General features: G+C 66.8%; 22 protein-coding genes. 12 read left to right on the top strand and 10 right to left on the bottom strand.

Annotated features, from left to right (window positions below; translation table 11 throughout):
* Positions 1-2 precede the first annotated feature (2 nt).
* From fliI to tmk, 7 genes are all read left to right on the top strand, one after another.
* Complete coding sequence (gene fliI / locus ASE13_RS16470; protein WP_056618564.1) at positions 3-1,358, top strand: flagellar protein export ATPase FliI; 1,356 nt, start codon at positions 3-5, stop codon at positions 1,356-1,358.
* Positions 1,355-1,783 (top strand): hypothetical protein, encoded by a 429-nt coding sequence (locus tag ASE13_RS16465; RefSeq protein WP_056618561.1) that lies wholly within the window; start codon positions 1,355-1,357, stop codon positions 1,781-1,783. Before fliI ends, ASE13_RS16465 begins: the two co-directional genes overlap by 4 nt.
* Entirely contained in the window at positions 1,780-2,829 is a 1,050-nt protein-coding gene (locus ASE13_RS16460; protein ID WP_056618558.1) for a hypothetical protein, read from the top strand. Before ASE13_RS16465 ends, ASE13_RS16460 begins: the two co-directional genes overlap by 4 nt.
* 226 nt (positions 2,830-3,055) lie before the next feature.
* A complete protein-coding gene (locus ASE13_RS16455; protein ID WP_056618555.1) occupies positions 3,056-4,108 on the top strand; it encodes a sigma factor-like helix-turn-helix DNA-binding protein in 1,053 nt (350 codons plus the stop codon).
* A 64-nt stretch (positions 4,109-4,172) separates the two neighbouring features.
* Complete coding sequence (locus ASE13_RS16450) at positions 4,173-4,682, top strand: hypothetical protein (RefSeq protein ID WP_056618552.1); 510 nt, start codon at positions 4,173-4,175, stop codon at positions 4,680-4,682.
* A 124-nt stretch (positions 4,683-4,806) separates the two neighbouring features.
* Positions 4,807-5,925: a helix-turn-helix domain-containing protein gene (locus ASE13_RS16445; protein ID WP_056618549.1), complete on the top strand. Its 1,119-nt coding sequence runs from the start codon at positions 4,807-4,809 to the stop codon at positions 5,923-5,925.
* Between the two features lie 48 nt (positions 5,926-5,973).
* Complete coding sequence (tmk, locus tag ASE13_RS16440; RefSeq protein ID WP_056618546.1) at positions 5,974-6,627, top strand: dTMP kinase; 654 nt, start codon at positions 5,974-5,976, stop codon at positions 6,625-6,627.
* A 160-nt stretch (positions 6,628-6,787) separates the two neighbouring features.
* Here the strand turns inward: tmk and ASE13_RS16435 are convergent, their stop codons facing one another.
* Positions 6,788-7,414: a DUF4198 domain-containing protein gene (locus ASE13_RS16435; protein ID WP_156404947.1), complete on the bottom strand. Its 627-nt coding sequence runs from the start codon at positions 7,412-7,414 to the stop codon at positions 6,788-6,790.
* A gap of 199 nt (positions 7,415-7,613) precedes the next feature.
* Between ASE13_RS16435 and ASE13_RS16430 the strand changes: the two genes are divergently transcribed.
* The 3 genes from ASE13_RS16430 to ASE13_RS16420 all read left to right on the top strand — a co-directional run bounded on the left by ASE13_RS16430 (position 7,614) and on the right by ASE13_RS16420 (position 10,521).
* A complete protein-coding gene (locus tag ASE13_RS16430) occupies positions 7,614-8,744 on the top strand; it encodes a fumarylacetoacetate hydrolase family protein (RefSeq protein WP_056618543.1) in 1,131 nt (376 codons plus the stop codon).
* Between the two features lie 87 nt (positions 8,745-8,831).
* Positions 8,832-9,629, top strand: coding sequence for an SDR family NAD(P)-dependent oxidoreductase (locus tag ASE13_RS16425; RefSeq protein WP_056618540.1), 798 nt, complete (start codon positions 8,832-8,834; stop codon positions 9,627-9,629).
* A gap of 1 nt (position 9,630) precedes the next feature.
* On the top strand, positions 9,631-10,521 hold the full coding sequence (locus tag ASE13_RS16420) for an SMP-30/gluconolactonase/LRE family protein (protein ID WP_200955756.1): 891 nt from the start codon (positions 9,631-9,633) through the stop codon (positions 10,519-10,521).
* 59 nt (positions 10,522-10,580) lie between these two features.
* Here the strand turns inward: ASE13_RS16420 and ASE13_RS16415 are convergent, their stop codons facing one another.
* Together ASE13_RS16415 and ASE13_RS16410 are read right to left on the bottom strand one after the other, a co-directional pair.
* Positions 10,581-11,090, bottom strand: a complete 510-nt coding sequence (locus tag ASE13_RS16415) for a MarR family winged helix-turn-helix transcriptional regulator (RefSeq protein WP_056618537.1) — start codon at positions 11,088-11,090, stop codon at positions 10,581-10,583.
* A gap of 277 nt (positions 11,091-11,367) precedes the next feature.
* Positions 11,368-12,996, bottom strand: a complete 1,629-nt coding sequence (locus ASE13_RS16410) for a hypothetical protein (protein WP_056618535.1) — start codon at positions 12,994-12,996, stop codon at positions 11,368-11,370.
* Positions 12,997-13,174: 178 nt separating this feature from the next.
* Between ASE13_RS16410 and ASE13_RS16405 the strand changes: the two genes are divergently transcribed.
* Positions 13,175-13,432 carry a hypothetical protein gene (locus ASE13_RS16405; protein WP_056618532.1) on the top strand — a complete coding sequence of 86 codons (258 nt, stop codon included), beginning with the start codon at positions 13,175-13,177 and terminating at the stop codon, positions 13,430-13,432.
* A gap of 30 nt (positions 13,433-13,462) precedes the next feature.
* On the opposite strand, the gene ASE13_RS16400 is transcribed toward ASE13_RS16405, so the two are convergent.
* From ASE13_RS16400 to ASE13_RS16375, 6 genes are all read right to left on the bottom strand, one after another.
* Positions 13,463-13,852 (bottom strand): cupin domain-containing protein, encoded by a 390-nt coding sequence (locus ASE13_RS16400; protein ID WP_056618529.1) that lies wholly within the window; start codon positions 13,850-13,852, stop codon positions 13,463-13,465.
* Positions 13,853-13,894: 42 nt separating this feature from the next.
* Positions 13,895-14,917 (bottom strand): serine hydrolase domain-containing protein, encoded by a 1,023-nt coding sequence (locus ASE13_RS16395; protein ID WP_056619006.1) that lies wholly within the window; start codon positions 14,915-14,917, stop codon positions 13,895-13,897.
* Positions 14,918-15,332: 415 nt separating this feature from the next.
* The gene (locus ASE13_RS16390) at positions 15,333-16,013 is read right to left on the bottom strand and encodes a GNAT family N-acetyltransferase (RefSeq protein WP_056618527.1); all 681 of its coding nucleotides are present in this window, start codon (positions 16,011-16,013) and stop codon (positions 15,333-15,335) included.
* A gap of 209 nt (positions 16,014-16,222) precedes the next feature.
* Positions 16,223-17,998: an IlvD/Edd family dehydratase gene (locus ASE13_RS16385; protein WP_056618524.1), complete on the bottom strand. Its 1,776-nt coding sequence runs from the start codon at positions 17,996-17,998 to the stop codon at positions 16,223-16,225.
* A 75-nt stretch (positions 17,999-18,073) separates the two neighbouring features.
* Complete coding sequence (locus tag ASE13_RS16380; RefSeq protein ID WP_056618521.1) at positions 18,074-19,489, bottom strand: sugar porter family MFS transporter; 1,416 nt, start codon at positions 19,487-19,489, stop codon at positions 18,074-18,076.
* Between the two features lie 89 nt (positions 19,490-19,578).
* Positions 19,579-20,709: a LacI family DNA-binding transcriptional regulator gene (locus ASE13_RS16375; RefSeq protein ID WP_056619003.1), complete on the bottom strand. Its 1,131-nt coding sequence runs from the start codon at positions 20,707-20,709 to the stop codon at positions 19,579-19,581.
* A 157-nt stretch (positions 20,710-20,866) separates the two neighbouring features.
* Between ASE13_RS16375 and ASE13_RS16370 the strand changes: the two genes are divergently transcribed.
* Positions 20,867-23,266, top strand: coding sequence for a glycoside hydrolase family 3 N-terminal domain-containing protein (locus ASE13_RS16370; protein ID WP_056618518.1), 2,400 nt, complete (start codon positions 20,867-20,869; stop codon positions 23,264-23,266).
* A 90-nt stretch (positions 23,267-23,356) separates the two neighbouring features.
* Here ASE13_RS16370 and ASE13_RS16365 read toward each other — a convergent pair whose 3' ends face one another.
* A complete protein-coding gene (locus ASE13_RS16365; RefSeq protein WP_156404946.1) occupies positions 23,357-25,183 on the bottom strand; it encodes a glycoside hydrolase family 9 protein in 1,827 nt (608 codons plus the stop codon).
* Positions 25,184-25,327 lie beyond the last annotated feature (144 nt).

Here is a 25,327-nt window from a genome sequence, read left to right as displayed (position 1 = left end):
CGGTGCAGACTCTGGCCAGCGCAGCCCGCGCGATCCGCACCATGGTGCCCGATCGCCGCTTCGGCAGCGTCGTCGCGGTTCGCGGCGCGCTGATCGAAGTCGAGGGGCTGACCGGCGTCGCACAGATCGGCAGCCGGGTGGAGATTCAAGGCGCCAACGGCAAGGTCGAAGCCGAAGTGACTGCGCTCGATCGCAACGTCGCGCTCTGCCTTCCCTTCGTCGATCCGCAAGGCGTGGGCCTCGGCTCGCGCGCCGAGCTCGCCGCCGGACAATTCAGCATCCGCCCGTCTTCGGCATGGCTCGGCCGCATGATCGACGGTCTCGGCCGCCCGGTCGACGGCCTCGGCGCGCTTCCCAACGGCGCCGATCCGCAACCGATCAAGTCCGCGCCGCCCGCCGCGGCCAGCCGCGCCCGTGTCGGCGCGCGTATCGAAACCGGAGTCCGCACCCTCGATCTGTTCGTGCCGCTCTGCGTCGGCCAGCGCCTCGGCCTGTTCGCCGGCTCGGGCGTCGGCAAGTCGGTGCTGCTCTCGATGCTCGCGCGCTGGACGCAGTGCGACGTCGCGGTGATCGGATTGATCGGCGAGCGCGGCCGCGAAGTTCAGGAATTCATCGAGGACGATCTCGGTCCCGAGGGCATGGCCCGTTCGGTCGTCGTCGTCGCCACTTCGGACGAGCCCGCGCTGATGCGCCGCCAGGCCGCGTGGACCACGCTCGCCGTCGCCGAGCATTTCCGCGATCAGGGCCTCAACGTCCTTTGCCTGATGGATTCGGTCACGCGCTTCGCGATGGCGCAGCGCGAGATCGGCCTCGCCTCGGGCGAGCCCCCCGCGACCAAGGGCTATACCCCCACGGTTTTCGCCGAATTGCCGCGCCTGCTCGAGCGCGCCGGCCCCGGCGAGCCCGGCAAGGGCATGATCACCGGCCTCTTCACCGTCCTCGTCGACGGCGACGATCACAACGAACCCGTCGCCGACGCGGTGCGCGGCATCCTCGACGGTCACGTCGTGATGCGCCGCGCGATCGCCGAGCGCGGCCGCTATCCCGCGATCGACGTGCTCAAATCGGTGTCGCGTACCCTTCCCCATTGCATGAACGACGCGCAGAACGACACGCGCCTCGCGGCCCGCAAGCTGCTGTCGACCTATGCCGACATGGAAGAGATGGTCCGGCTCGGCGCGTACAAGGCCGGCTCGTCCGAAGAGGTCGACGATGCCGTCGCGCTCGCGCCGCAGATCGAGGCGCTGATCAATCAGGGCAAGCACGAGCGGGGCAATTCCGACGCGGACTTCGCCACGCTTGCCGCGATCATCGGCGGCGAGGCGCTCGCGGACGAGCCGCTCGGAGTCGCCGCATGACGCCGTTCGACACCGCGCTCCGCGTCCAGCGCCGCGAAGTCGATACCATGAAGGTGTCGATCAGCGTCGAGGTCGAGCGCATCACCACGCTCGAGACCCAGGCACGCACGCACGATGCCCGGATGCTCCAGGAACGCGCGCTGGCGACTTCGCTGCCGATCGCCAGCGACGCCTGGACGGCACGGATGAAGGCCGAACGCGCCCGGCTCGATGAGGCCGCCTATCTCGCCCAGGCCCGGCTCGGGCGTCTCCGCGCACAGGCAGTCGAAGCCTATGGCACGATGCGCGCGATCGAAGGCGCCGCCGAACGCTATCAGGACGAAGCCGAGCGCACGATCGCGCTCGGCGAGCAGAGCGCCAGCGACGACATCGCCGCCGCGCGCTTCCTGCGCGCCCGCGCCATCGTGAAGAAGCGTTCGGCATGATCAACGCCACCCAGCTCGCCGCGCTCAGCCCACAAAAGCGCGCGCAGGTCATCTATGCCGAAGCGCAGTCGCAGCTCTCGAGCCGCTTATGGCGCGCCGCGCTCGGCGACGGCGAGGGCAAGGACAATCGCGACACCTCGCCCTTCTCGCCCAACAACATCAAGATGGATTCGCTGCTCGGCCTGCTCGGCGGTGGCAGCGAAGGCTTGACCGGTACGCAGGGGCATTGCGCCTGCCATTGCGCGTGCAGCTGCCACCAGCCGACCGCCGACAGCGCGAACGACGCGAAGCTCGCCCCGCGCGTCGGCACTACCGGCGCGGGCACGATCGATCCCGACGAACCGCGCACCTACACGCCCCCGAACCTTATGTCGGGTGCCACCGGCACCATGGCGAGCGGCGATCTCAAGCTCGGGCCGAATGCGCGCTACGCCGCCACCTTCGCCCAGGCCGAAGCGCGCACCGGCATTCCGGCCTCCGCGCTTGCCGCGATCGTCGATGCCGAGGCGGCCAAGACCAGCGACGGCAGCTGGAACACCCATTCGCGCAATCCGCGCTCGAGCGCCGCGGGCCTCGGCCAGTTCCTCAGCGGCACCTGGCAGGACCTGGCGCAGACCGAGGGCACCTGGCTCAATAAATATGCCGCCGAGCGCGGCTGGCTCGACGGGCGCGGCCGCCTCCAGACCGGCAATCGCGCCGAACTGCTCGCGCTGCGCTACGATCCGCAGGCCTCGATCCTCGGCGTCGCCGATCTCGCCAAATGCAATCTCGACCGGCTCGAAAAGGGCGGCGTCCGCGTCCGCACCGATGCCGAGACGCTCGCCAAGGCCGCCTATCTGGGACACCATCTCGGCCTCGGCGACGCCAGGAAGTTCCTGAGCGGCGGCATCGATTCCGGGCGGGCGCGCATGCTGCTCTCCGCCCAGATCGGCTCGTCGGCGGCGGCGCAACGCATCGCCAGCACCGGCGACGCCACGCAGGCGCACCGTCAGTGGCTGCTGGGATTCATCGACCGCAGAATTCGCCCCGACGCCTTCGCATCCTAAAAACTGTCCTATAAATAGTTGACGGGATCGCTGCCCACACGAGGCGGTAAACTTGCTGTAAACCACTGTGACGCGCGGATTTCCGAGGCTTCTTGCGAGGCTCCGGGGCATCCCGACTGCGTATTTATACATATAGGATCAGTTTCCATCCGTTAAAGGATTACCGGCATCTCTGTCCCTGTCGAACCGGCGGCCTCACGGCGCCCAACGAAACAGGGGAACGCAAATGTCGAAGATCACGATCGCGCTCGAAGCAGCCGTCGCCACCGTCATCGAAAACACGCCGGCTGACGGCAACCGTACCAACCGCCAGCGCGTCTATGTCGATCGTGCCTTCGCCCAGATCCTCAAGCTGATCGCCCCGCGCATCCGCCACTTCATCCGCCAGTACGGCCTGGTCGCCCATTGGGACGATGCCGAGCAGTGCTGCGCGATCGCCGTGCACCGCGCCATCGAGGCATACGACCCCGCCAAGGCGCAGTTCACCACCTTCGTGAACTGGCAGATCCGCGGCGAGCTCCAGAGCCTGCGCTTCCGCCTGATGACCGACCAGCGCCCCTCGGCGAAGAAGGTCGAGGCGACCACGGTGTCGCTCAACGCCCTCGCAGTGGGCGCCGATGGCGAGGAAATGTCGCCCGAGACGCTGATCGAGGACGAGGACGCCCTGGCCCGCACCGAAGCCGCCGCTTCGGATTATCTCGCCGACGGCGCGATCGCCTCGCTGGTCGACGCCTATGTCGATCATCTGCGCAAGGTGGGCATCGAAGCGCTCCGCCGCCGTCCCCGCCCGAAGCGGGAAGAGGCCGCGCTGCGCCGCGAGGGCCCGCGCTTCCGCACCGCCACCCACGGCATCGATCCCGCCGAGCTCGAGAAGCTCGAAGCCAAGCTGGCCCGCGACCGCGAGATCGTCGAGCGCCGCGTGTTCCAGGCTTCGACGCTCGACGATCTGTCGCTCGAGACCGGCGTCACCAAGGAACGCGTCCGCCAGATCACCAAGCGCGCCGCCAAGACGATCGCCGAGATCGCTTCCGCCGATCCGCGCTTCGCATTGATGGCCGAATATGGCCGTGCGGCGCCGACCAAGCGGCGCCAGCCGGCCCCGGTCGCAGCCTCGCTGCTCCCCGATGCCGATCAGCCGCACAACCGCCTCGCCAGCGTCCGCGCCATCCAGCCGGCCGAACTGGGCGTAGCCCTCGCCGCGCCGGCCGAGAGCGTCGAGCGTGTCGAAGCGATCGCCCTCGCGCTTGCTGCGATCCCGTCGAACGCAGTGCTGCACTAATTGCATCCGACAACCCACACATCCGTAATCTTCCTATAATGCAGGTAGAGTTGGGAGGGGTCCGATGTACGGCGAGATGGAATCCAAAGGTGTCCAGGGCTGGGCGATGATGCCCCGCCCCAATCGCCGCCTGACCGCGCTCGCCCGCGAAGTGGCGCGCCGCGCGCTGCCGCTGCTTCCCGAAGGCGCCGGCCTGTTCATGGGTCTCGAGATCGACGCCGCCGGCGCGCTGCGGCTGATCTGGTGGCGGTCGACGGATTTCGGCGTGGTCGCCCAGATCAATGCCACGCCCGAGGCCTTCTGCCCCGAGGACACAGAGGAGGGCGCGCTGCAGGAAGCCGCCGCCGAGATGCTCGAATATCTCGCCGGCCGCTGGCCCGCCCCGCCCTCGGGCTATGGCGTGATCACCGACGGCGTCGGCGTCGCCTTCGCCCCCGATCACCCGGCTCCTACGGCCTCGGGCTGGCTGCTCCGCCAGGCGACCGCGGAAGCGCCGTTGCTGGCGATCGTCGCACTCGATCCCATGGGTCCCTGCTCGCTTCTGGCGCAGCGTCCGGAACGTTCGCTCCACTAAAGCGACACACATGTGCAAGCATAAGGACGCGCATTCTATTCAGGATGGGGTGTTAACCTTGCATTATCCTAAATAAGCTTCAGAGTGCTCCGCCAAAGTAAAAAACATACTGTGGGTGGATCACATGAAGGCGGTCGAAGGCAGCGGAAAGCAGATCGGGGGCGTCGATACGTCATCCCGTGAAGTGCCCGTGGATCTTTATCGCTGCTTCGTCTTCCCCAATCGCATGCGCGAGCAACGCCGCGCCGCCGGTCACGCCAAGCTGCTTCGCCTCGCGACCGTGATTCCCGAAATCCCCTATATCCGTCTGTCGAAGATCGAGCGCGGCGAAGTCGTGCCGCGCGTCGACGAGCTCCGCCGCATCGCCGCGGCGCTTCGGATCGGGCCCGCCGACCTGCTGCTCGATATGGACGCCCCCGATTTCGACATCGCGATCTGGGCGCAGCCCTTCATCGACGGCCCGCCCGCGGATCTGGAGGAGGAACGCTTCGCCGTCCTGCTCGCCGCGGGGCTGCGCGCGCGCCGCTCCGGCGATCCCGCGCTCACCATCGCGGCGGTCGAGCGCGATTACGGCCTGCCCCCGGTCAATCTGTCGCGCGTCGAGAACGCGCAAAAGACCTTCAATCGCTGGAACCCCGCCACGCGCGATGCGCTGTTCCGGCTCTTCGACGTACCTAATGAGACCGAATTGCGCGCGCACATTGCCGCGCTGCATGAAACCGGCGCGCTGGACGGTTCGATCGGCGCCATCGCCAGCGCCGCCGCCCGGCACGAACGGAGCCGGGCGCGGATCGCCGATATCGCCGCCGCGCTGAAGATGCCGGACGAAGCCCCGATGCCCAGCGTCGCGCCGGTCCAGGTTGCGTCCGGCACCATGTCGGTCCGCCTCGTGCCGGTCTTCGGCGCGCCGCTGCCCCAGGGCCTCATCGCCGATACCCCCACTACTGAAAAGGCCGAGGCACCGCACGCCGCCGGGCCGCACGCCTTCGGCCTCAAGGTCTGCCGCGCCACTCTGGGAGGCGGGCTTCCGGGCCAGGCGGTGGTGATCGTCGATCCCGATCGCTTCCCCGCTCCCGGCGGCCTCGCCGCGCTGCGCGAGGAAGGCGGCTGGCGGCTGCTGGCCGTCGGCTCCGATCGCGACGGGCGGATGATGGGTTATAGCAGCAATCCCGAGATGGAGATCGCGCTCGACGATTGCGCGCCCGATCGACTCGCGGCCCTGGTCGGCGCGATCTTCCCCTGACCACCTCCCGCCCGTGACATCGCGCGCCGCCATGCTAAGGCGTGGCGGATGGGCAAAGCTGCTTCGTTCTACGCGGTCGAGGGGGTCGACGGTTGCGGCAAATCCGGGATGGTCGGCCATATCGTCGCGCATCTGAACCAAGCCGGCTCGCCCGCCATCGCGACGCGCGAGCCCGGCGGCACGCCGCAGGGCGAAAAGCTCCGATCGCTCCTCCTCTCCGGAACCGACGACGCCTGGGACCAGCACTCCGAACTGCTGCTGATGACCGCCGCGCGCGTCGAGCATGTCCGGCGGGTCGTCCTGCCGACGCTGGAGCGCGGCATCTCGGTGGTGTCGGACCGCTATGTCGGATCGACCATCGCCTATCAGGGCGCCGGCCGGGGCATGTCGGAGGACTATATCCGCTTGCTCCACAAGGAGGCGGTCGGCGACGTCTGGCCCGATCTCGTCCTGGTCCTCGACCTGGATCCGGCGATCGGACTCGCGCGGAGCAGGAAGCGCCTCAGCGCCGGGACGATCGACGAAGGGCGGTTCGAGACGCTCGATCTCGATTTCCACCAGCGCATCCGCCGATCCTATCTCGATCAGGCGGCGCGCGACCCGGATCGCCACGTCGTGGTCGACGCGCTCGGCACGCCCGAGGAGGTCCGCGCGAGGGTGATCGAAGCGATCGAAGCGTGGCGCGGGAATCGCGAAGGCTAGCTACACGTCACCCCGGCCTTGTGCCGGGGTCCACGGTGCGGCGAGCGAATTTCAAGAGCCTCTTGCTGCTCTCCAGCGGCCCGGTGGACCCCGGCACAAGGCCGGGGTGACAGAAAAAGCCGTGAGTTGCGCCCCGCCGTTTATTCGGTGCTCGGCAACCTCAGCCCGCCACGAAGGTAGTCGTCGTGATGCGATGCACTGCGTCCACTGCGCCGCCGGGTAGCGTGGCCGCGCCTTCCTTCTGCGTGGCGGAAAGCAGATAGCGTCCCTTTTCGCGGACCGGGATCTCGACTGCGCCGCCCGCGTCGGCAATCAGCGTCTTCGACCATTTGTCGGGGGTAACCACCACCACCTTGGCACCCGCCACCGGCTTGCCGTCGCGGATCACCACGAAGCGGTTGGCATGGGCCGCTGCCGGCACGATCTCGAACGGAAGAACCGCTCGCGGATCGCTGCGGCCGGCGCGGGCGTAATAGACCACGCCTTCCTTCTTCCCCTCGGCATCCCAGGGCGCGAAGACATTGTCGTCCCAGGCACGGACATCGCCCGCCGGCGCCTCCGCCTCGAGATAGCCCGCTTTACGCACCAACGCCGCATCGGGCGCCGATACCAGCTTGGGCGCCTTCAGCTTGACGAACTCGGGATCGCCGCCCTCGGGCAGCACGTCGCCGGGCTCGCCCAGATAGATGCGCACCGGCCCCTTGCCGTCGCGCTCGATCCACACTTCGTGCGCCTCGGCGGCACCGCACGCACCGAACAGCAACGCGGCCAACAGCAATCGCTTCATCGCTTCCTCCCTCGATTCGACGCCAGCAATAGCGACAAAGTTATTGCGAGTCGCTATCATTAGCATCTACACAGTCGATCGCCGGAGCCGGCGTACGATTTATCTGATTCCTGCCTATGATAGCGGCCCGCCGACTTGACAGCGCCGCCTGCGCCACCCAATGGTAGCGCTATCAAAATAGAACCTTCTAAGGCGAGGGATGTTGGAAGCGTCTACGGTTGAATTGCTGCCTGCCGATCACGCGCAGGCTATCCTGATCGGGCGTGTCCTGCTGGATGCAGGCCCCACTCCCGTGCTGATTCGCGATGGCATCGTCCACGATGTCTCCGCCACCGCCGCGACTGTCGCCGATCTGCTCGAGCGCGAAGATCTCGCCATCGTCACCGGTCCCCGCATCTGCGGTGTCGAGGCACTCGGCACTGCGAACGGCCCGCGCCTTCTCGCCCCCATCGACCTTCAGTGCATCAAGGCTTGCGGCGTCACCTTCGCACTCTCGGCGATCGAGCGCGTGATCGAGGAACGCGCCCGCGGCGACGCCGACAAGGCATCGGAGATCCGCGGCGATCTCGAGGCGAAGGTCGGCTCCGGCATCCGCTCGGTCGTCCCCGGCAGCGCCGAGGCCGCCAGCCTCAAGGCCGCGTTGATCGACGCCGGCATGTGGTCGCAATATCTCGAAGTGGCGATCGGCCCCGATGCCGAGGTGTTCACCAAGGCCCCCGTCCTCTCCGCGGTCGGCTGGGGCGACGATATCGGCATCCGCTCGGATAGCGACTGGAACAATCCCGAACCCGAAGTCGTGCTGATCGTCGACAGCAAGGGCACGCCCCGCGGCGCGACGCTCGGCAACGACGTCAATCTGCGCGATTTCGAGGGCCGCAGCGCCCTTCTCCTCGGCAAGGCCAAGGACAACAACGCCTCGACCGCACTCGGCCCCTTCATCCGCCTCTTCGACGATCATTTCAGCATGAACGATGTCCGCTCGGCCGTGGTCGACCTCACGATCGACGGCCCCGAGGGCTACCAGCTCAGCGGCACCAACAAGATGAGCGAGATCAGCCGCGATCCGACCGATCTCGTCCGCCAGGCGCTGAGCGAGCATCAATATCCCGACGGCTTCGCCCTTTTCCTCGGCACCTTGTTCGCGCCGGTGCAGGACCGCGACCACCCGGGCCGTGGCTTCACGCACAAGGAAGGCGACGTGGTCCGTATCGCCACGCCGAAGCTCGGCGCCCTCGTCAACCGCGTCACTACGTCCAAGGCGGCCGCGCCCTGGGAGTTCGGCATCCGCGATCTGATGCGCAATCTTGCTGCGCGCGGCCTGCTCGCGTGAAAATCGCTTTCATTAGCGAATTCATCTTTTATCGTTACAACATTCATCCGCACGCGCGCCGCGCGCCCACAGGAACCTGTACCGTCCATGTCCGAAGCTGATCCCAAGCATCTGCCGCTCGCGCGCGATCAGCGGGCCATTTATCCCAGCCTCAAGGGCAAGCGCGTGCTGATCACCGGCGGTGGCTCGGGAATCGGCGCGGGCATGGTCGAGGGCTTTGTGCGCCAGGGCGCGCAAGTCACCTTCTTCGACATCGCCGAGGAGGATTCGGCCACTCTGGTCGAGAGCCTGAAGGGCGCCGACATCGCTCCCGTCTTCAAGCGCTGCGACCTGACCGACATCGCCGCGGTCCAGGCCGCGATCGCCGCGCTGGTCGACGAGCATGGCGCCTTCGACATCCTCATCAACAACGCCGCCAACGACGATCGCCACACGATCGAGCAGGTCACCCCCGAATATTGGGACAACCGCATCGCAGTGAATCTCCGCCACCTCTTCTTCGTCGCCCAGTCGGTGATCCCGGGCATGAAGGCGCAGGGTGGCGGCGTGATCGTCAATCTCGGCTCGATCTCGTGGCATCTCGCGCTCGAGGAACTCACGCTCTACCAGACCTGCAAGGCCGGCATCGAAGGTCTCACCCGCAGCTTCGCCCGCGAGCTCGGGCCCGACAATATCCGTTCGGTCTGCATCGTCCCCGGCAACGTCAAGACGGTGCGCCAGATGCAATGGTACACGCCCGAAGGCGAGGCCGAGATCGTCAAGGCGCAGTGCCTCAAGGGCCGTCTCGTTCCCGACGATATCGCCGCGATGGCGTTGTTCCTTGCGTCGGACGATGCGCGGCTGGTAACGGGCCACGAATATTTCGTGGACGCAGGGTGGCGATGAGATGAGCAAGGTGGCGATTTCCGAGCCGGTCAGCATCTGGCAGCTCGGGGCGCCGCTCGGCGAAGGCCCGGTCTGGGTCGAGCGCGACCAGGCGCTCTGGTTCGTCGACATCAAGAGCCACAAGATCCACCGCTACGATCCGGCGAACGGCGCCACCCGCAGCTGGGACGCGCCCGGCCAGGTCGGCTTCATCCTGCCGGTGGGGGGCGGCGGCTTCGTCGCCGGCCTCCAGACCGGCCTCAGCAAATTCGACGAGCGCGACGGCAGCTTCACCCATATCTGCGCGCCCGAACCTGATTTGCCGACCAATCGCCTCAACGACGCCACGGTCGATCCCCAGGGCCGGCTCTGGTTCGGCAGCATGGACGATGGCGAGGGTGACATCACCGGCGCGATCTATCGCCTCGGCAGCGACGGCAGCTGCGTGAAGGCCAGCCCGCACGTCTCGATCACCAACGGCCCCGCGGTCTCGCCCGACGGCAAGATTCTCTACCATGTCGACACCCTTGGCGGCGTGATCTTCGCCTGCGATGTCGACGATTCCGGCATGCTGGTGAACCGCCGCGAGTTCGCCCGCATCCCCAATGAGGAGGGCTTTCCGGACGGCCCCACCGTCGACAGCGAAGGCTGCGTCTGGATCGGCCTCTACAAGGGCTGGGGCGTGCGCCGCTATTCGCCCGCCGGCGAGCTGATCGAGACGGTCGCGTTCCCGGTCAGCGCGATCACCAAGATCGCGTTCGGCGGCCCCGACCTCAAGACCGTCTTCGCCACCACCGCCAACAAGCATATCGCCCCCGGCGATCTGGCGAAGGAACCGCATTCCGGCGACCTGTTCCGTTTCGAGGTCAGCGTCCCCGGCCAGAAGGCATTCCTGATCCGCGAAGGCGTCTGACGCCGTTTATTGCGCAGGATTCGCAATAAAACTGCGAGCAATTTGCAATAAGCCGATGTTCAGGCGACGGTCCGCCCCTGCCCCATCGTCGCCTCGAGCTTCTTGAGCAGGGTGGAAAGCACCCATTGTTCCTTGTCGGCGAGGCCCGATAGCAGCCGCGCCTGGAGCGCCATCTCCTCGCGAAACGCCTGCTCGACCAACCCCCTGCCCTTCGCCGAAAGCTCAACGAAAACGCTTCTTTTATCGTCACTTGCGGCGGGACGATGGATCAGTCGTGCCGCCTCGAGCTTGTTGAGCCGCGAGGTCAGGCCGCCGGAGGAGATGCCGAGCGCGCGATAAAGCTCGGTCGGCCGCAGCCGATGCGGCGGCGCCGCGGCGCGCAGTGCCGCGAGCACGTCATAGCCGCCTCCGTCGATCCCGTGCTTCGCGAGCGGGGGCTCGATCGCCTGACGCGCCCCGAGGGTGATGCGGCGCGCCCGCCCGAGCACCGAAAGTCCGCGCGTATCCACCTCGGGCATCGCCACCGACCACAAGGTGATCAACTGGTCCACGGGATCGGTTTCGGCCATGCTATCTCGCCATCAAGACAATCCTCTCGACGTCGAGAATCTCGGCGCAAAGATAGATGCCTCCAAGATAAGATATTTATCTTGAAGTCAAGCTATTTATCTTCAAGCCAAGACGCTTGCCTGCCGGGCAGGAGAGAGAAACATGCCAGGAAAGCGCGTTTTTCTTCATGCGGCGAGAGGGATTTGAGGCCATTTCCCTCGCTTTTGCAAGCCCTTCGCTACATTCCAACCGACCAAGGCTCACGACCCGGACAAACAACACGACCCTATCCGCGCCTCAAGTCTTCTTCTGCTTTTCCTCGTAGTAAAGCGGCCCCAGCGCATCGATGATCGCAATCGCGTCCAGCGCCCGCTCCGGCTCGATCCCGGCGTCGACCGGACGGATCGTCAGCTCGGTCTTGAAGCCCTGCGCGACGCTGCTGATCGGCATCCCCCCGCGCGACGTCGTCAGCCGCCGCGTATAGTCCGAACGCTCGACGATCACGAAGCCCGGCTTGCCCGCCGCGCGCGCCACCTCGGCGGCCCGCAGCAACGTCATTTCCTGCACCAGCGCCGACGACGGGGTGTTGCCGATGAATTCCACCTTGGTGGTGCCGTCCGGATTCACCTTGGTGCGGAATCCGTCGGTGCGATCGATCCCGCCGAGCAGGCTGGTCCCGAGGCTTAGCGCACCGCCGACCAACGCGCCGAGGATATTGGGCCGCGCGCGTTCATAATCGACCACTGCGCGCGGCGTCTCGGGTGCCAGCAGCGCATCGGAAACCACTGCTTTCAACGCTTTCTGCCGATCGTCCGCCAGCTCCTTCGAAAAGCTCGCCACATCGGGCACCAGCCCGGCGTCCTTCGCCGGCACCGCCGCCTTGAGTGCGCCCAGCAGCTCGATCGTGGCGGCGTCGTGCGGCATCGGCGCCGCGACGAGCGCCGCGATCGCATCGGGAACCCGCGCCTCGGCCACCGCGATGCGCGCCTCCACCTGACGGCCCCGCACGTCGAGAAAGCGATCGAGCGCCTCCCACGTCATCCCGCCGAAGCTGAAAGTGCTCGTGGCCTGCGGCGTCGGCGCCGGACGCGCTGCCGCCACGCGGCTGCGCAGATCGGCCAGGTCGCGGCGCGCACCCGCGACATCCCCCGTCGCCGCACGGGCATAAGCGACGTGCAGCGACACCATTGCGCCGACGACCAGTCCCTGCGAGCCGACATCGCGCATCGCGAAGCTCATGGGCGCTAGCGGCGCGCTCGGCCAATCGATCTTGATGCCCGGGTACAGCGCCACCACTCCGGCGAAATTGCCGATCTCGGCTTCCTTGACCAATGCGAGCGTCGCCGCCTGTGGCGTCAGCCGAGCGCCCGCGCTCCACGGCGAGGGCGAGGGAGTTCCGATCGGGCGACCCGCCTGCAGCACCGTCGCCGCGACGCGCTGGACGTCGACCGAATAGGGACGCGCCGCGCTCGCCGCCTGCGCAAGCGGCAGCGCCCCCGCCATGTCGCCGGAGTTGGCCAGCGCCAACGCACGCAGCAGATCGAGCGAGACTCCCATGCTGCGACGATAGAAGCGATCCGCGGCCAGACCGCCGGCGGCCGCCTGCGCCAGGTCGAGATCGGCAAGTGCCTTGGCCGCATCGCCGCTTTCCAGCTGCGCCGCCGCCCGCGCCCGCAGCAGATGCACCCGCCGCAGCGTCTGGGTGGGCAACAGCCTCGGGCTGGCGAGTGCCCGGGTGCACGCGCCGATCACCACCGCGGGCAGCCGGCTGCTCGACAAGCCAAAGGAGTAAGCGCTCTCGCTCGCCTCTCCGCGCATTCCGTCACTCTGCTTGCCCGGATGGACGCGGCCGTCGCACGTCTCGAAATCCTGCTTGTCCGATGCTAGCGCCGGTGTCGCAGCGAGCGCACCGAGCGCGAACAGCACAAAACCGCCCCCTAACTGCATTTCTCTTCCCCCCCAAATACTTGAGGGAGGATATTCAGGTCCCGGTACCCCCGCAAGCACATCTTTCTCAAATCGTTCCTGTATTGGCGCATTATTGAGGGAGGCCGGGAGACGCATTGGACTTGCCTCGCCGCCACTTTTGCCTAGGCACGCAATCATGGACTTCGACGATCAGCTCCGCCGCTATTTCGGCACCGCCGACCCCGCCACGCTCAGCCCCGATGCGCTCGCCGCCGGCACCGATCGCATCCGCGTCGATCTCGGGCTCGAAAAGGACCGCAACCGCCGTTTCGCGCTCTGGGCATTGCTCCACATCCTCGGCAGCGCTCCCGATCTCGACGTGGCGTTCAAGGACGAGGCCGATCGCGAAGCCGCCCGCAACTTCATGGACCTGATGGCCGGCGACGAGGAGTGAGCGCGGCCCAGGCAAGAGGCGCTGCGCATCCTATTCCAGATCCGTCTGGATCCATCTCGGGGAGTGGTGAATGTCGATCGTCTGGAGGCGGCCAGGCCCCAGATTCTGAAATTTGTGCGGCACGCCTGCGGGGCCAAGAACCACTTCTCCCGCGCTTGCATCCAGCGTCGTATCGCCGACGAAAAATCGCGCATGGCCTTCGATGATGATGAAGGTCTCGTCATAGGGGTGCACATGAAGGCGCGGCCCCACACCGATTTCATCGGTACCGTAAGTAAGCACCGTCGTCGGCCCGCCCAGCGCGATCCCCTCGAGAGAGCCTCTCCACGGAGCCTCCTGCGCCGGATCGAAGAGCCTGGCCTTCGATGCAGGCCGCCCGTCTGCCTCAATCGTTGCGGGGTCGAAATCCTTCCGCGGCATCTGTCCTCTCCTATGTGCCGCTGACTTTCACTGCGCGGCCGCTTACTGAACGCCGCTATCCGCGGAAAGTATCGCCTTCAGGATGCTTTCCGATCGGCGCTGGCCGTAACCGCGGCCATAAGCGCTGGAGGTTATCGCCACCACGAGATGGCGGCTCGGAACGACATAGATCTTGTTGCCGCCATTGCCCGACGCGAACGAGACCGGAATCTGTCGCCCTCCGACGGACTGGACCTTCGCGTACCAGAAATAGCCATAGCCATCGGCATAGGGGTCACTGGCCGATATGCGCACCTTTGGCGCGAGCGCCGTGCGCAACCAGGCTGCGCTGACGATCTGGCGCCCGCGATAACGGCCCTTGTTGCGGACCATCTCTCCGATCGTCGCGAGCCCGCGCGCCGTGATCGAAAGATTGCCCTGCCCCTTTGTGTATCCGGCCGCGTCCGACGACCATTCCCACTTGGTGATACCGAGGGGGCCGAACAGGGCCGACCGCGCGAAGTCGGCCATCCGCTGCTCCGTCGCCTTCGCCACGACGATGCCGGCCGCATAAGCAGTGACCGAATTGTACCGATAGACGGCGCCCGGAGGACCGGCGGCAGGCACCGCCAGCAAGAAGGACGAGGGATCGGCCGCCGCGTCCATCTTGTCCTCGTTGCCGGGCGAGGCGGGATCGTCGTCATCCGCCGCCAGCCCCGATCGCATCGTCAGAACGTCGCCGAGCGGCACGCCGCCGATCGCACTATGTCTGGCCTCCGGCCAATAGCTGGAGACCGGATCGGTCAAGCTCTTGATCGCGCCGCGATCCACCGCAATTCCAACCAGGAGCGACGTGACGCTCTTTCCCGCGGACCGAATATCATGGAGCGAGTCCGCGGTCTCACCATTATAATAGCGCTCCGCAACGACCCTGCCGTCCCGCAGGACCACCACGCCCTTGAGGTCCGGATGCTCGTCATGATCGCGTTCGACCAGAACGGCTTGCAGCCTTGGATCGATGCGCGTCTCCGACGAAGCAGCCTGCAGGCTTGCCGCCGTGACAGCCAGGCAAAGAGCTTTGAGCATCAATTCGCGGTCACTCCGTTGGCGGATCGGAAACAGCGCCGTAGCCGAAATGAACTGCGAACGCACAGGCCCAATGGATGGCGCGCTTCAGCGAGCGGAAAGCGGGCTGTGGGTCGCTGGGCTGTATCGACTTCAGCCATACTTCCCTCGCCCCCTGCAAGGGGAGTGTGAGGTCGGATCGCGCCCCGCGCGCTTAGGTTTTGCGAAGCAAAGCCTTAGTCGGAGCTGGGTGAGGGGGTGCGGCTGCGCAGCAGCCGCGCGGAGCTTCGCTCCGCTCTACCCCTCACCAAGCTGCGCTAGGCAGCAAGCTGCCAAGCTTCGCTATCCTCTCCCCTATCAAGGGGAGAAGGAGTTCTAGATTGAATGTCAGTATGCTCCAGCGCTCGGTATGCTCCAGCGCTCGGTCCATCCCCCCTTACGAGCCGGCCGGCTCCAGCACGGTCACGTTCACCTCGCACCGCACCCGGAAGCCCAGGCTCTCGTACAAGGCGATCGCCCCGCGATTATCGGCATAGGCATGGAGGAACGGCGCCTCGCCGCGCGCGAGGATCCGCGCCGCCACCACGCGCATCAGCCGGCCGGCATAGCCGCGCCCGCGCCAGTCCGGATGCGTGCAGACGCCGCTGACCTCGGTGAACCCGTCGGGCTTCATCCGCTCGCCCGCCATCGCCACCAGCCGCCCCTGGTCGCGAATGCCGATGAAGTCGCCCAACCGATGCGTCCGCGCGAAGAACGGGCCCGGCTCGGTCAGCGTCGCGAGCGCCAGCATCTCGGCGGCGTCGGCGTCACCCAGCTCGACGAAGTCGATCTCGCCGGCGCCGGACAGCGTTTCCGCCACCATCTGCACGCCCATCCGATGCTTCTCGACGCGCGTCCCCGGCACCGGCGGCAGCGCGTCCTTCTGCAGCACGATCGCCGGGCCGGTGGCAGAGATCAGCACACCCAGCGCCGCCAGCGAGGCCGGTTCATGATCGGCAGTCGCGGCGAAGATGGCATATTCGGAGTCGTACCGCAGCGCGGCGCCCTCGCCCCGTGCCAGCGCCCCTTGACGGGTTCGCAGCGATGTCCATGCCGGGCGATTAAGCGGATGCGTCATGCTCCGTGTCTAGCCGATCCAGGGCCGTCGGACATTCCGGATCGCGCTTCCAAAGTAGGATTTGGCGTGCAACGCGTCGCCCCGCTCTTTGAACCGTTGAGAAAGCCGCTCCCGCACACGCAACAAACGTACGCGACCACGCCACGGAATTTCACAAACCGCAGGCAAAGTGCGAAGTTAAGCTTCGCAATCCTCCACGCAGCCGCGACTCAGTGGTTGTGCCGCGGCACCTTCTCGCTGGTCCGACGGTACTTCAGCGCGAAATCGAGCACCCCGCCCTCGCCCAATTGCCCCACCTTCTCGCGGTACAATTCCTCCCATGGCGTGTTGCTCTCGGGGATCGGCGGTGCCGGCTCGGCCTTGCGCCACGCGATCTCGTCGGGCTCGACCAGCGCGTCGGCGGTGCCCGCATTGAGGTCGATGCGGATGATGTCCCCGGTCCGCAGCCACGAAAGCCCGCCCCCCGCCGCGCTCTCGGGTGAGGCATTGAGGATCGACGGGCTGTCCGACGTCCCCGATTGCCGCCCGTCGCCCAGGGTCGGCAGGCTCATGATGCCTTGCTGGATGATATGATCGGGCGGCTGCATGTTGACCACTTCGGCCGATCCCGGCCAGCCGAGCACGCCGGCGCCGCGGATCACGAGGATGCAGTTTGCATCGATCTCCAGCGCGGGATCGTTGATCCGGTGGTGATAATCGTCCGATCCGTCGAACACGATTGCCCGCCCCTCGAACACGCCCTCATGCCCCGGCCGCGAGAGATAGCGCTCCCGGAAATCGTCCGAGATCACGCTGGTCTTCATGATCGCCATGTCGAACAGATTGCCGGTGAGCACGAGGAAGCCGGCCTTCTCCATCAGCGGCGCATTCCAGGGCAGGATCACGTCGCGGTCCTTCGTGGGCGCGCCCGCGACATTCTCGGCCAGCGTCCTGCCGGTGCAGGTCATCACATTGCCGTCCAGCGCGTCCGCCGCCAGCATCTCGGCGATCACCGCGGGAATGCCCCCGGCACGGTGGAAGCGCTCGGACAGATATTTGCCTGCCGGCTGCATGTTGACGATCAGCGGCAGGTCATAGCCCGAGCGCCAGTCGTCCGGCGTGATCTCGATCCCCGCATGCCGCGCCATCGCCACGAGATGCGGCTGGGCGTTGGTCGATCCGCCGATCGCGGTCAGCAGCTTGATCGCGTTGAGGAAGCTCTCGCGGCTCAGAATCTTCGAGGGCCGCAGATCCTCATAGGCCATCTCGACGATGCGCTTGCCGGTCTCATACGCCATCTGCCCGCGCTCGCGATACGGCGCCGGGATCATCGCGCAGCCCGGCAGCGACATGCCCAGTCCCTCGGCGATCGAGTTCATCGTCGATGCGGTGCCCATCGTGTTGCAATGCCCGGAGGACGGCGCGCTCTCCATCGCGCGCTGGAGGAACTCCTCCTCGTCGATCTCCCCCGCCGCCATCTTCCGACGAGAGCGCCAGATGACCGTGCCCGATCCGACCAGCTCGCCCTCGTGCCACCCGTCGAGCATCGGCCCGCCCGAGAGGACGATCGCCGGAATGTCGACAGTGGAGGCCGCCATCAGCGAGCTCGGCGTGGTCTTGTCGCATCCGGTGGTCAGGATCACCGCGTCGATCGGATAGCCATTGAGGATCTCGACCAGCCCCAGATAAGCGAGATTGCGATCGAGCGCCGCGGTCGGCCGGCGGCAATTCTCGAAGATCGGATGCAGCGGAAACTCCATCGGCACGCCGCCCGCCGCCAAGATGCCTTCCCGTGCCCGCTTGACCGTCTCGAGGTGGATGCGGTTGCACGGCGCGATGTCGCTGCCCGATTGCGCGATCCCGATGATTGGCTTGCCGCCGCGAAGCTCGTCCGGGGTGATGCCATAGTTCATGAAGCGCTCGAGATAGAGCGCCGCCATGTCGCTGCGGCCGGGCGCGGCGAACCATTCGCGCGAGCGGAACGGGCGGGCGGGCGTACGGGTCATATCGTCCTCTTGTCGTGCAGAGGGGCGCAGGCCTCGCGGCCCGCGCCCCTCCCTTAAATTGTCGGCGCGGGAAGGCTAGCCTTCCATCGCTTCCAGTTCCTTGCCCTTGGTCTCCTGGATGAAACGCTGGACGAGGAAGAAGCTGATCACCGCGCAAACGGCGTAGAAGCTATAGCTTGCGGCGAGCCCGATGCCCGCCAGCATGATCGGGAATGCCTGCGCGATGAGATAATTGGCGAACCACTGCGCGAAGCCGCACACGGCAAGCGCCGAGCCGCGGATCTGGTTCGGGAACATCTCGCCGAGCATGACCCACATCACCGGGCCCCAGGAGACGTTGAAGAAGATCACGTAGAGATTGGCCGCGACCACTGCGATCACTCCGTTCTGCCCCGGCAAGACAAGCTTGTTGTCGACCAGCGCACCCTGGCTGAACGCGTAGACCATCGCGAATAGCGTGATCGCCATGCCTGCCGAGCCGATCAGCAGCAGCGGCTTGCGGCCGACCTTGTCGATCACTGCGATGGTGATGAAGCAAGCCGCGATCGAGACCGCGCCCGAGACGATGTTGATGAGCAGCGAGTCGGCCTCGGAGAAGCCGGCGGCCTGCCAGAGGGTCGAGCCGTAATAGAAGATCACGTTGATACCGACGAGCTGCTGGAACACCGCGAGCAGCAGGCCCGCCCACACGATCGCGCGGATGCCGAGGAAGCCGCGGCCGCCTGCGGGGGTCAGCACGTCGCTCAGGCGCGGACGGTGGTCTACCGAGAAGCTCGCCTGGATCTCGGCGAGCTTGAGACCGCCTTCGGTGGGGCCGAACAGGTCCGTGAGAACGCGAAGCGCATCGGGATTGCGGCCCTTGGACACGAGATAGCGCGGGCTCTCCGGGATGAAGAACAAGGCGATCAGGAACACCGCGGCGGGCAGCGCCTGCATCAGGTACATCCAGCGCCACGCCTCGATCCCGCCCCAGAACGGATTGGTCGAGGCGCCGGCGGCCCCGGCGAGATAGTAATTGACCACGAACGCGGCGGTGAGCCCCGAGATGATCATGATCTGCTGCACCGTCGTCATCCGCCCGCGGATGTTCGCGGGGGCGACTTCGGAGATATAGGCCGGCGACAGCACCGAAGCGGCGCCCACCGCCATGCCGCCCAGGATACGGGCGATGACGAAGATGTTGTGGTCATGCGCCAGCCCCTGGACGAGCGCACCGATGAGGAACAGGATAGCGGCGAGCCGCATCACGTTGCGGCGGCCCATCTTGTCGGCGAGGGTGCCGGCGAAGAACGCGCCGATGAAACAGCCGATCAGCAGCGAGCCCACGGTGAAGCCCAGGCCGGCATCGTCGAGCGCGAACGCCGCCTTGAGGCCGGGCTGGGTGCCGTTCACGGCGCCGCTGTCATATCCGAAAAGCAATCCGCCGATCGTCGCGACCGCGACGATGGCGCTGATCAGGCCGATATTGGCCCTCTCGGCGGTCTGATTCATCCCCACTTCCTCTCCTGGTCACCCGTGCGCGACCGGCACGGCGTGTTAGCGGTAACGGTGGCCCGGACGCCGAGGAAATGCAAGCGCCTCTAGCGCAGGCCCGAGTTGGATGCCGTGCCGCCGCCGCGACGTCCGGCTGCGGTGCCGCGGCTCGGCGACGGCGGGCGCGCGCCTTTGGGCGGTGCGGAGGATTCCCGCACGATCAACTCGTGGTCGAGCACCTGCTCCTCCAGCTTGTCGGTCTCGGCCGAACGGTGCGCGCGAATGCGGGCGAGGAGCAAGGTCAGCGCCTCTTCGGCCATCGTCGAGATCGGCTGGCGCACCGTGGTGAGTTCAGGCCAGACGGTGGTGGCGAGCGAGGTATCGTCGAAGCCGACCACGCTCAGATCCTGCGGCACGTGCAGCCCGCGGCGATGCGCGACGCCCACCGCGGCGGCGGCCATGTCGTCGTTGCTGGCGAAGATCGCAGTCGGCGGCTCGGGCCGGTCGAGCAGCCGCTCGGCCGCGACGATGCCCGAGCGGAAGGTGAAATAGCCCTGCTCCACCGGCACCGACTTGATATCGATCCCCGCTTCCTCGAGCGCGGCGGCGAAGCCGCGATAGCGTTCGGCGCTGGAGGTCTGGTTGGGGTTGCCGCGGATGAAGCCGATCGCGCGATGCCCCAGGTCGAGCAGATGCCGGGTCATCGCCGCGGCGCCTTCGAAATCGTCGATGCGGACGTTGAGGCTGCGCGCAGGCGGCAGGCCCATCGCAACCGACACCCAGGGAATGCCCGCCGCCTCCAGCTCGGCGCGCACCGGCGCGGCCTCGGAGAGCGGCGGCGGCAGGATCACACCCTCGACGCTGGTCGAGGCGAAGCTGCGGGTGGCTTCGGCTTGTTCGTCCGGACGTTCGCTTTCACACGCTTCCAGCACGAGGTGGCAGCCGGCGCGGCGTGCCGCTGCGAGCGCACCGATCAGGAATTGCGACAGATAGGCGGCGGAAGGATTCGAATAGAGCAGGCCGATCTGCGTCGCGTCGCCCGCGGCGAGGCTGCGCGCGGCGCTGTTCGGCGAATAATTGAGCTGCGCGATCGCCGCGAGCACCGCCGTGCGCGTGGTCTCGCGCACATTGGTTCCCCCGTTGACCACGCGCGACACCGTCATCGCCGACACGCCAGCGGCGCGTGCGACGTCCTGCACGGTGACTGAACCGCGGCTCCTTCGGCTAGGTTTGTTCATCCCCATCCTTTGCGCCCGAGGCATAAGGTGCGGTTTCGCGGAATGCAATCGGCATGAAACCGGTTGCGTTACGGTTGACCCGGCAACCACCCGACGATAGCTGATAGCGCTACCAAAATACGACAAAAGGCGCCGCAGCGCGCATCAGGAGAGGCACATGCTCGTTTCCCGCCGGTTCCGCGTCGCGGCGCTCGCCGCCATTGCCGCGACTGCACTCACCCCTTCGCTCGCGCCGGCTGCCTCTACCCAGACCGCCCGGGCAGACAAGCCGCTCTACAAGGACGCCTCGCAGCCGATCGACGCACGGGTCGATGACCTGCTCAAGCGGATGACGCTGGAGGAGAAGGTCCAGCAGATGGTCGCGATCTGGCTCCAGAAGGAGAAGATCCAGACGCCCGAAGGCGAGTTCGACGCGCAAAAGGCGAGCCGGAACTTCCCCAACGGCCTCGGCCAGATTTCGCGCCCTTATGACCGCCGCGCGATCACCCAGGGTCCCGCTGCGGGCGCCGCCGCCGGCACCGTCAACCGCAGCGCCGAGGATACCGCCCGCTACATCAACGCCGCGCAGAAATGGGCGGTCGAGAAGACCCGGCTCGGCATTCCCCTGATCATGCACGAGGAGGCGCTGCACGGTTATGTCGCCCCCGGCGCAACCAGCTTCCCGCAAGCGATCGCACTCGCCAGCACCTGGAACCCCAAGCTTCAGGAGCAGATCTTCTCGGTCGCCGCACGCGAGATGCGCGCCCGCGGCGCCAATCTAGCGCTCGCGCCCGTCGTCGACGTCGCCCGCGATCCGCGCTGGGGCCGGATCGAGGAAACCTACGGCGAGGACCCCTATCTGGTCGGCGAGATGGGCCTCGCCGCGATCCGCGGCTTCCAGGGCACCACGCTGCCGCTGGCCAAGGACAAGGTCTACGTCACGCTCAAGCACATGACCGGGCACGGCCAGCCCGAGAGCGGCACCAATATCGGCCCCGCCAACGTCTCCGAGAGGACGCTGCGCGAAGTCTTCTTCCCGCCGTTCGAGCGCGCGGTCACCGAGCTGCCGGTGATGTCGGTAATGCCCTCGTACAACGAGATCGACGGCATCCCGAGCCACGCCAATCGCTGGCTGCTCCACGACGTGCTGCGCCAGGAATGGGGCTTCAAGGGCGTGGTGCTCAGCGACTATTTCGCGATCCGCGAGCTGATGACGCGGCACAAGCTGTTCGACAATCTCGGCGATGCCGCGGTCCGCGCGCTCGACGCGACCGTCGACTTCGAGACTCCCGATGCCGAGGCCTATGCGTTGCTGCCTCAGCTGGTCCGCGAAGGCCGGGTGAGCGAGGCGCAGATCGACGAGTCGGTGCGCCGTATTCTCAAGCTCAAGTTCAACGCCGGGCTGTTCGAGAACCCCTATGTCGACGTCAAGGCCGCCGCGGCCAAGACCGAGACGACCGATGCCATCGCCCTCGCTCGCGAGGCGGCGCGCGAAGCGATCGTCCTGCTCAAGAACGACAAGGGCCTGCTCCCGCTCGACGCGAGCAAGATCAAGCGGATGGCAGTGATCGGCACGCACGCCAGTGACACGCCGATCGGCGGATACAGCGACGTGCCGCGCCACGTCGTCAGCGTGCTCGAGGGACTGAAGGCCGAGGGCAAGGGCAAGTTCGAAGTCGATTTCGCCGAGGGCGTGAAGCTCACCAAGAGCCGCGCCTGGGCGGCCGACGCGGTCGAACTGGTCGACGAGGCCACCAACGACAAATTGCGCGCCGAGGCGATCGAGACCGCCAAGAACGCGGATGTCGTGCTGCTCGTGCTCGGCGACAACGAGCAGCTCAGCCGCGAGGCCTGGGCGGACAACCATCTCGGCGACCGCAACAGCCTGGAGCTGATCGGCCCGCAGAACCAGCTCGCCAAGGAGATCTTCGCACTCGGCAAGCCGGTGGTGGTGCTGCTGCTCAATGGGCGGCCGCTGTCGGTGAAGTATCTCTCCGAGAACGCCCCGGCGCTGATCGAGGGCTGGTATCTCGGCCAGGAGACCGGCAACGCCGTCGCCGACGTGGTGTTCGGACGCGCCAACCCCGGCGGCAAGCTGCCGGTGACGATCGCACGCGACGTCGGCCAGCTGCCGATGTTCTACAACCACAAGCCGAGCGCGCGCCGCGGCTATCTCTTCGCCGAGACCAGCCCGCTTTATCCGTTCGGCTACGGGCTTTCGTACACGACGTTCGACATCGCCGCCCCGGTGCTCGCGACGCCGACGATCGGGCGGTACAACAACGTCAAGGTGACGGTGGACGTGACCAACACGGGCACCCGCGCCGGTGACGAAGTCGTCCAGCTCTATGTCCGCGACGATCTGGCCAGCGTCACGCGGCCGGTGAAGGAATTGAAGCGCTTCGAGCGCGTCAGCCTCAAGCCCGGCGAGAAGAAGACCGTCACTTTCGAGCTCACGCCGCGCGACCTGTCGCTCTGGAACCTCGACATGAAGCGCGTCGTCGAGCCGGGGACGTTCACGATCTCGTCCGGGCCGGATTCGGTGAAGCTCAAGAGCACCACGCTGACCGTGAAGTAACCAACCGTCACCCCGGCGAAAGCCGGGGCCTCGTGCGGCTCTCGTCCTGCACTAGCCGCCTGAGATCCCGGCTTTCGCCGGGATGACGGTCTAATCGTCCAGCCACGCCGCGACCCAGAACAACGGCGCGTTCCAGTTGATCGCCACTTCGTTGAGCGCATAGGCATTGACGTCGTCGGCCCAGCACGTCTGCGGGGCACACTTGCCGCGCATCGCCCCCGCCACATCATCGCTCATCGCCGTCGAATTGGGCCCGCCCGAGAGCACCCCCGGCGGCGGCCCCGGCAGCTTCGGATCGATCGAATGCGCCCAGAAGCGGTGGTGCGGGTTCATCAGCGGCCGCACGCCATAGCCGCTGACATAGGACTGGCCGAGCGGATTGCGGCCGAGGACATAGTCCATCGCGGCGACGACACCCGCGCGGTATTTGGCATCGCCGGTGAAGTCGTGCGCCAGCCCGAGCAGCATCGCGCGGTTGAGCAGGCTCGAGTTCGATCCCCAGGGATAATCCTTCGCCACATAGGGGATGCCGTAGCCATTGCCCTTCTCGTCGGCCAGGAAGCGGTCCGCCGCGGCGACGATCCTGCCGCGAAGCCGGTCGATCTCGCTCTTGGGCAGCGCATTGCGCACGGTCGCCAGCGTGATCGTGCCCAAAGTCGCGGTGCTCGGCCAGCCGGGTTCTCCCAGATCGGCACGAAAATGCCGCGATCCCGTCACTGCATCGCGACATTCCGCTCCGCCGGTAGTGGCGAGCAGCTCCGCCGCCGCCCAGTAGAATTCGTCCGAGACGTCGCCGTCGCCATAGCCGCCGCTGCCGGTGAAGCTGCTGGTGGCATAGACTTGCGGGTTGCGCTTCGCCGCCTTCCACGCGCGTTCGGCGGCGGCGAGGCAGCGCGCGGCGAAGGCATCGTCCACGCCCCGCCACAGCCGCGCGCACTGCGCCGCGGTGGCGGCAAGGTTGAGCGTCGCCGCGGTGGTCGGCGGATAGAGCAGCCGCTCTTCCGGATCGTCCTGCGGCGGCATCGGCAATTTCGTCCAGTTGCGGTCGGCGACCTTCTGGTGCGCCATCCCGCCGGCATCGATCTCGGCGAAATCGGCGGGCTCGGTTTCCCAGGGCGGCCTGCCCGCCTTGGCAGGCTTCGGCGCGCCGGCCGGGACACGCGCGCGAACGCCATCGGCGATCTGCATACGGAGCAGGAACTCCATCTCGAAACGTGCTTCGTCGAGCAGGTCGCTGACGCGATTGCCGGCTTCGGGGATCTTCAGGCTGGCATCGCCGAACGCCGCCGGCCGCCGTTCATAGGCATTGAGCAGGGTCCATAAAGAAATGCCGCCATTGACCACGTACTTCCCGTGGTCGCCGGCGTCATACCAGCCTCCGGTAACGTCGAGCGCATAGCCGCATCCCGGCCAGTGGATCCCGCGCTCGTCGCGCCCCGCGAAGCATTTGGCGACTTCCTTCGGATGTCCCGCCGGCCGTGCCCATGTCGCGCCGACCAGCCGCGCCTCGATCGGCACACCCGCGCGCTGGTGATAGAAGAAAGCGACTGCGTCCCGGGCGAGCGGCGCATAGATGCCATCGCGGATCGCGAAGGCGTTGCTCGGCGAACCGTCGACGACCAGGCGATAGCCTTCGCCCGGCGTGCGGAAATCGCTGAAGTCGATCCGCTGGACCTCCGCTCCGGACGCCGCATCCTGCCCGAAAGGCTGCGCCTTGCCCTGCCGGACGGCGCGGCCAGCGGCATCGTACAATGTCCAGGCCAGCGGCGCCGATCCCCCGCCGACGATCGCGATCTTGGCATCGCCGGGCTCGAAACCGATCTGGTTGAGATGGACCGGCAACGGCGGGGGAGCGGCCGCGCCTAGGGTGAGTGCCGTGGCGGCAAGGAAGGCGGCGCGCATGAAGCGATTCTCCATCAGGGCTCTAGTTGCATCGACATTCAGATTCCCCTCCCTTTTAGGAAGGGGTTAGGGGTGGGTAAGGAAAGCCGGGCTCGATGCCCGGCTTTCCTTCTTTTCCGAGCGGTTCGATGGGCTCGCTGACGCTCGCACCCACCCCCA

This window comes from Sphingomonas sp. Root241, from assembly GCF_001428865.1.
GTDB lineage: Bacteria > Pseudomonadota > Alphaproteobacteria > Sphingomonadales > Sphingomonadaceae > Sphingomonas.
The sequence above is the reverse complement of the archived record's forward strand: the minus strand, read 5'-3'. Positions and strand labels throughout refer to the sequence as shown.

Excerpts from the sequence above, each read along its gene's own strand:
- ASE13_RS16465 (WP_056618561.1), top strand. The coding sequence starts at position 1,355 with ATGACGCCGTTCGACACCGCGCTCCGCGTCCAGCGCCGCGAAGTCGAT.
- ASE13_RS16460 (WP_056618558.1), top strand. The coding sequence starts at position 1,780 with ATGATCAACGCCACCCAGCTCGCCGCGCTCAGCCCACAAAAGCGCGCG.
- ASE13_RS16455 (WP_056618555.1), top strand. The coding sequence starts at position 3,056 with ATGTCGAAGATCACGATCGCGCTCGAAGCAGCCGTCGCCACCGTCATC.
- ASE13_RS16450 (WP_056618552.1), top strand. The coding sequence starts at position 4,173 with ATGTACGGCGAGATGGAATCCAAAGGTGTCCAGGGCTGGGCGATGATG.
- ASE13_RS16445 (WP_056618549.1), top strand. The coding sequence starts at position 4,807 with ATGAAGGCGGTCGAAGGCAGCGGAAAGCAGATCGGGGGCGTCGATACG.
- tmk (WP_056618546.1), top strand. The coding sequence starts at position 5,974 with ATGGGCAAAGCTGCTTCGTTCTACGCGGTCGAGGGGGTCGACGGTTGC.
- ASE13_RS16435 (WP_156404947.1), bottom strand. The coding sequence starts at position 7,414 with ATGAAGCGATTGCTGTTGGCCGCGTTGCTGTTCGGTGCGTGCGGTGCC.
- ASE13_RS16430 (WP_056618543.1), top strand. The coding sequence starts at position 7,614 with ATGTTGGAAGCGTCTACGGTTGAATTGCTGCCTGCCGATCACGCGCAG.
- ASE13_RS16425 (WP_056618540.1), top strand. The coding sequence starts at position 8,832 with ATGTCCGAAGCTGATCCCAAGCATCTGCCGCTCGCGCGCGATCAGCGG.
- ASE13_RS16420 (WP_200955756.1), top strand. The coding sequence starts at position 9,631 with ATGAGCAAGGTGGCGATTTCCGAGCCGGTCAGCATCTGGCAGCTCGGG.
- ASE13_RS16415 (WP_056618537.1), bottom strand. The coding sequence starts at position 11,090 with ATGGCCGAAACCGATCCCGTGGACCAGTTGATCACCTTGTGGTCGGTG.
- ASE13_RS16405 (WP_056618532.1), top strand. The coding sequence starts at position 13,175 with ATGGACTTCGACGATCAGCTCCGCCGCTATTTCGGCACCGCCGACCCC.
- ASE13_RS16400 (WP_056618529.1), bottom strand. The coding sequence starts at position 13,852 with ATGCCGCGGAAGGATTTCGACCCCGCAACGATTGAGGCAGACGGGCGG.
- ASE13_RS16395 (WP_056619006.1), bottom strand. The coding sequence starts at position 14,917 with ATGCTCAAAGCTCTTTGCCTGGCTGTCACGGCGGCAAGCCTGCAGGCT.
- ASE13_RS16390 (WP_056618527.1), bottom strand. The coding sequence starts at position 16,013 with ATGACGCATCCGCTTAATCGCCCGGCATGGACATCGCTGCGAACCCGT.
- ASE13_RS16385 (WP_056618524.1), bottom strand. The coding sequence starts at position 17,998 with ATGACCCGTACGCCCGCCCGCCCGTTCCGCTCGCGCGAATGGTTCGCC.
- ASE13_RS16380 (WP_056618521.1), bottom strand. The coding sequence starts at position 19,489 with ATGAATCAGACCGCCGAGAGGGCCAATATCGGCCTGATCAGCGCCATC.
- ASE13_RS16375 (WP_056619003.1), bottom strand. The coding sequence starts at position 20,709 with ATGAACAAACCTAGCCGAAGGAGCCGCGGTTCAGTCACCGTGCAGGAC.
- ASE13_RS16370 (WP_056618518.1), top strand. The coding sequence starts at position 20,867 with ATGCTCGTTTCCCGCCGGTTCCGCGTCGCGGCGCTCGCCGCCATTGCC.
- ASE13_RS16365 (WP_156404946.1), bottom strand. The coding sequence starts at position 25,183 with ATGGAGAATCGCTTCATGCGCGCCGCCTTCCTTGCCGCCACGGCACTC.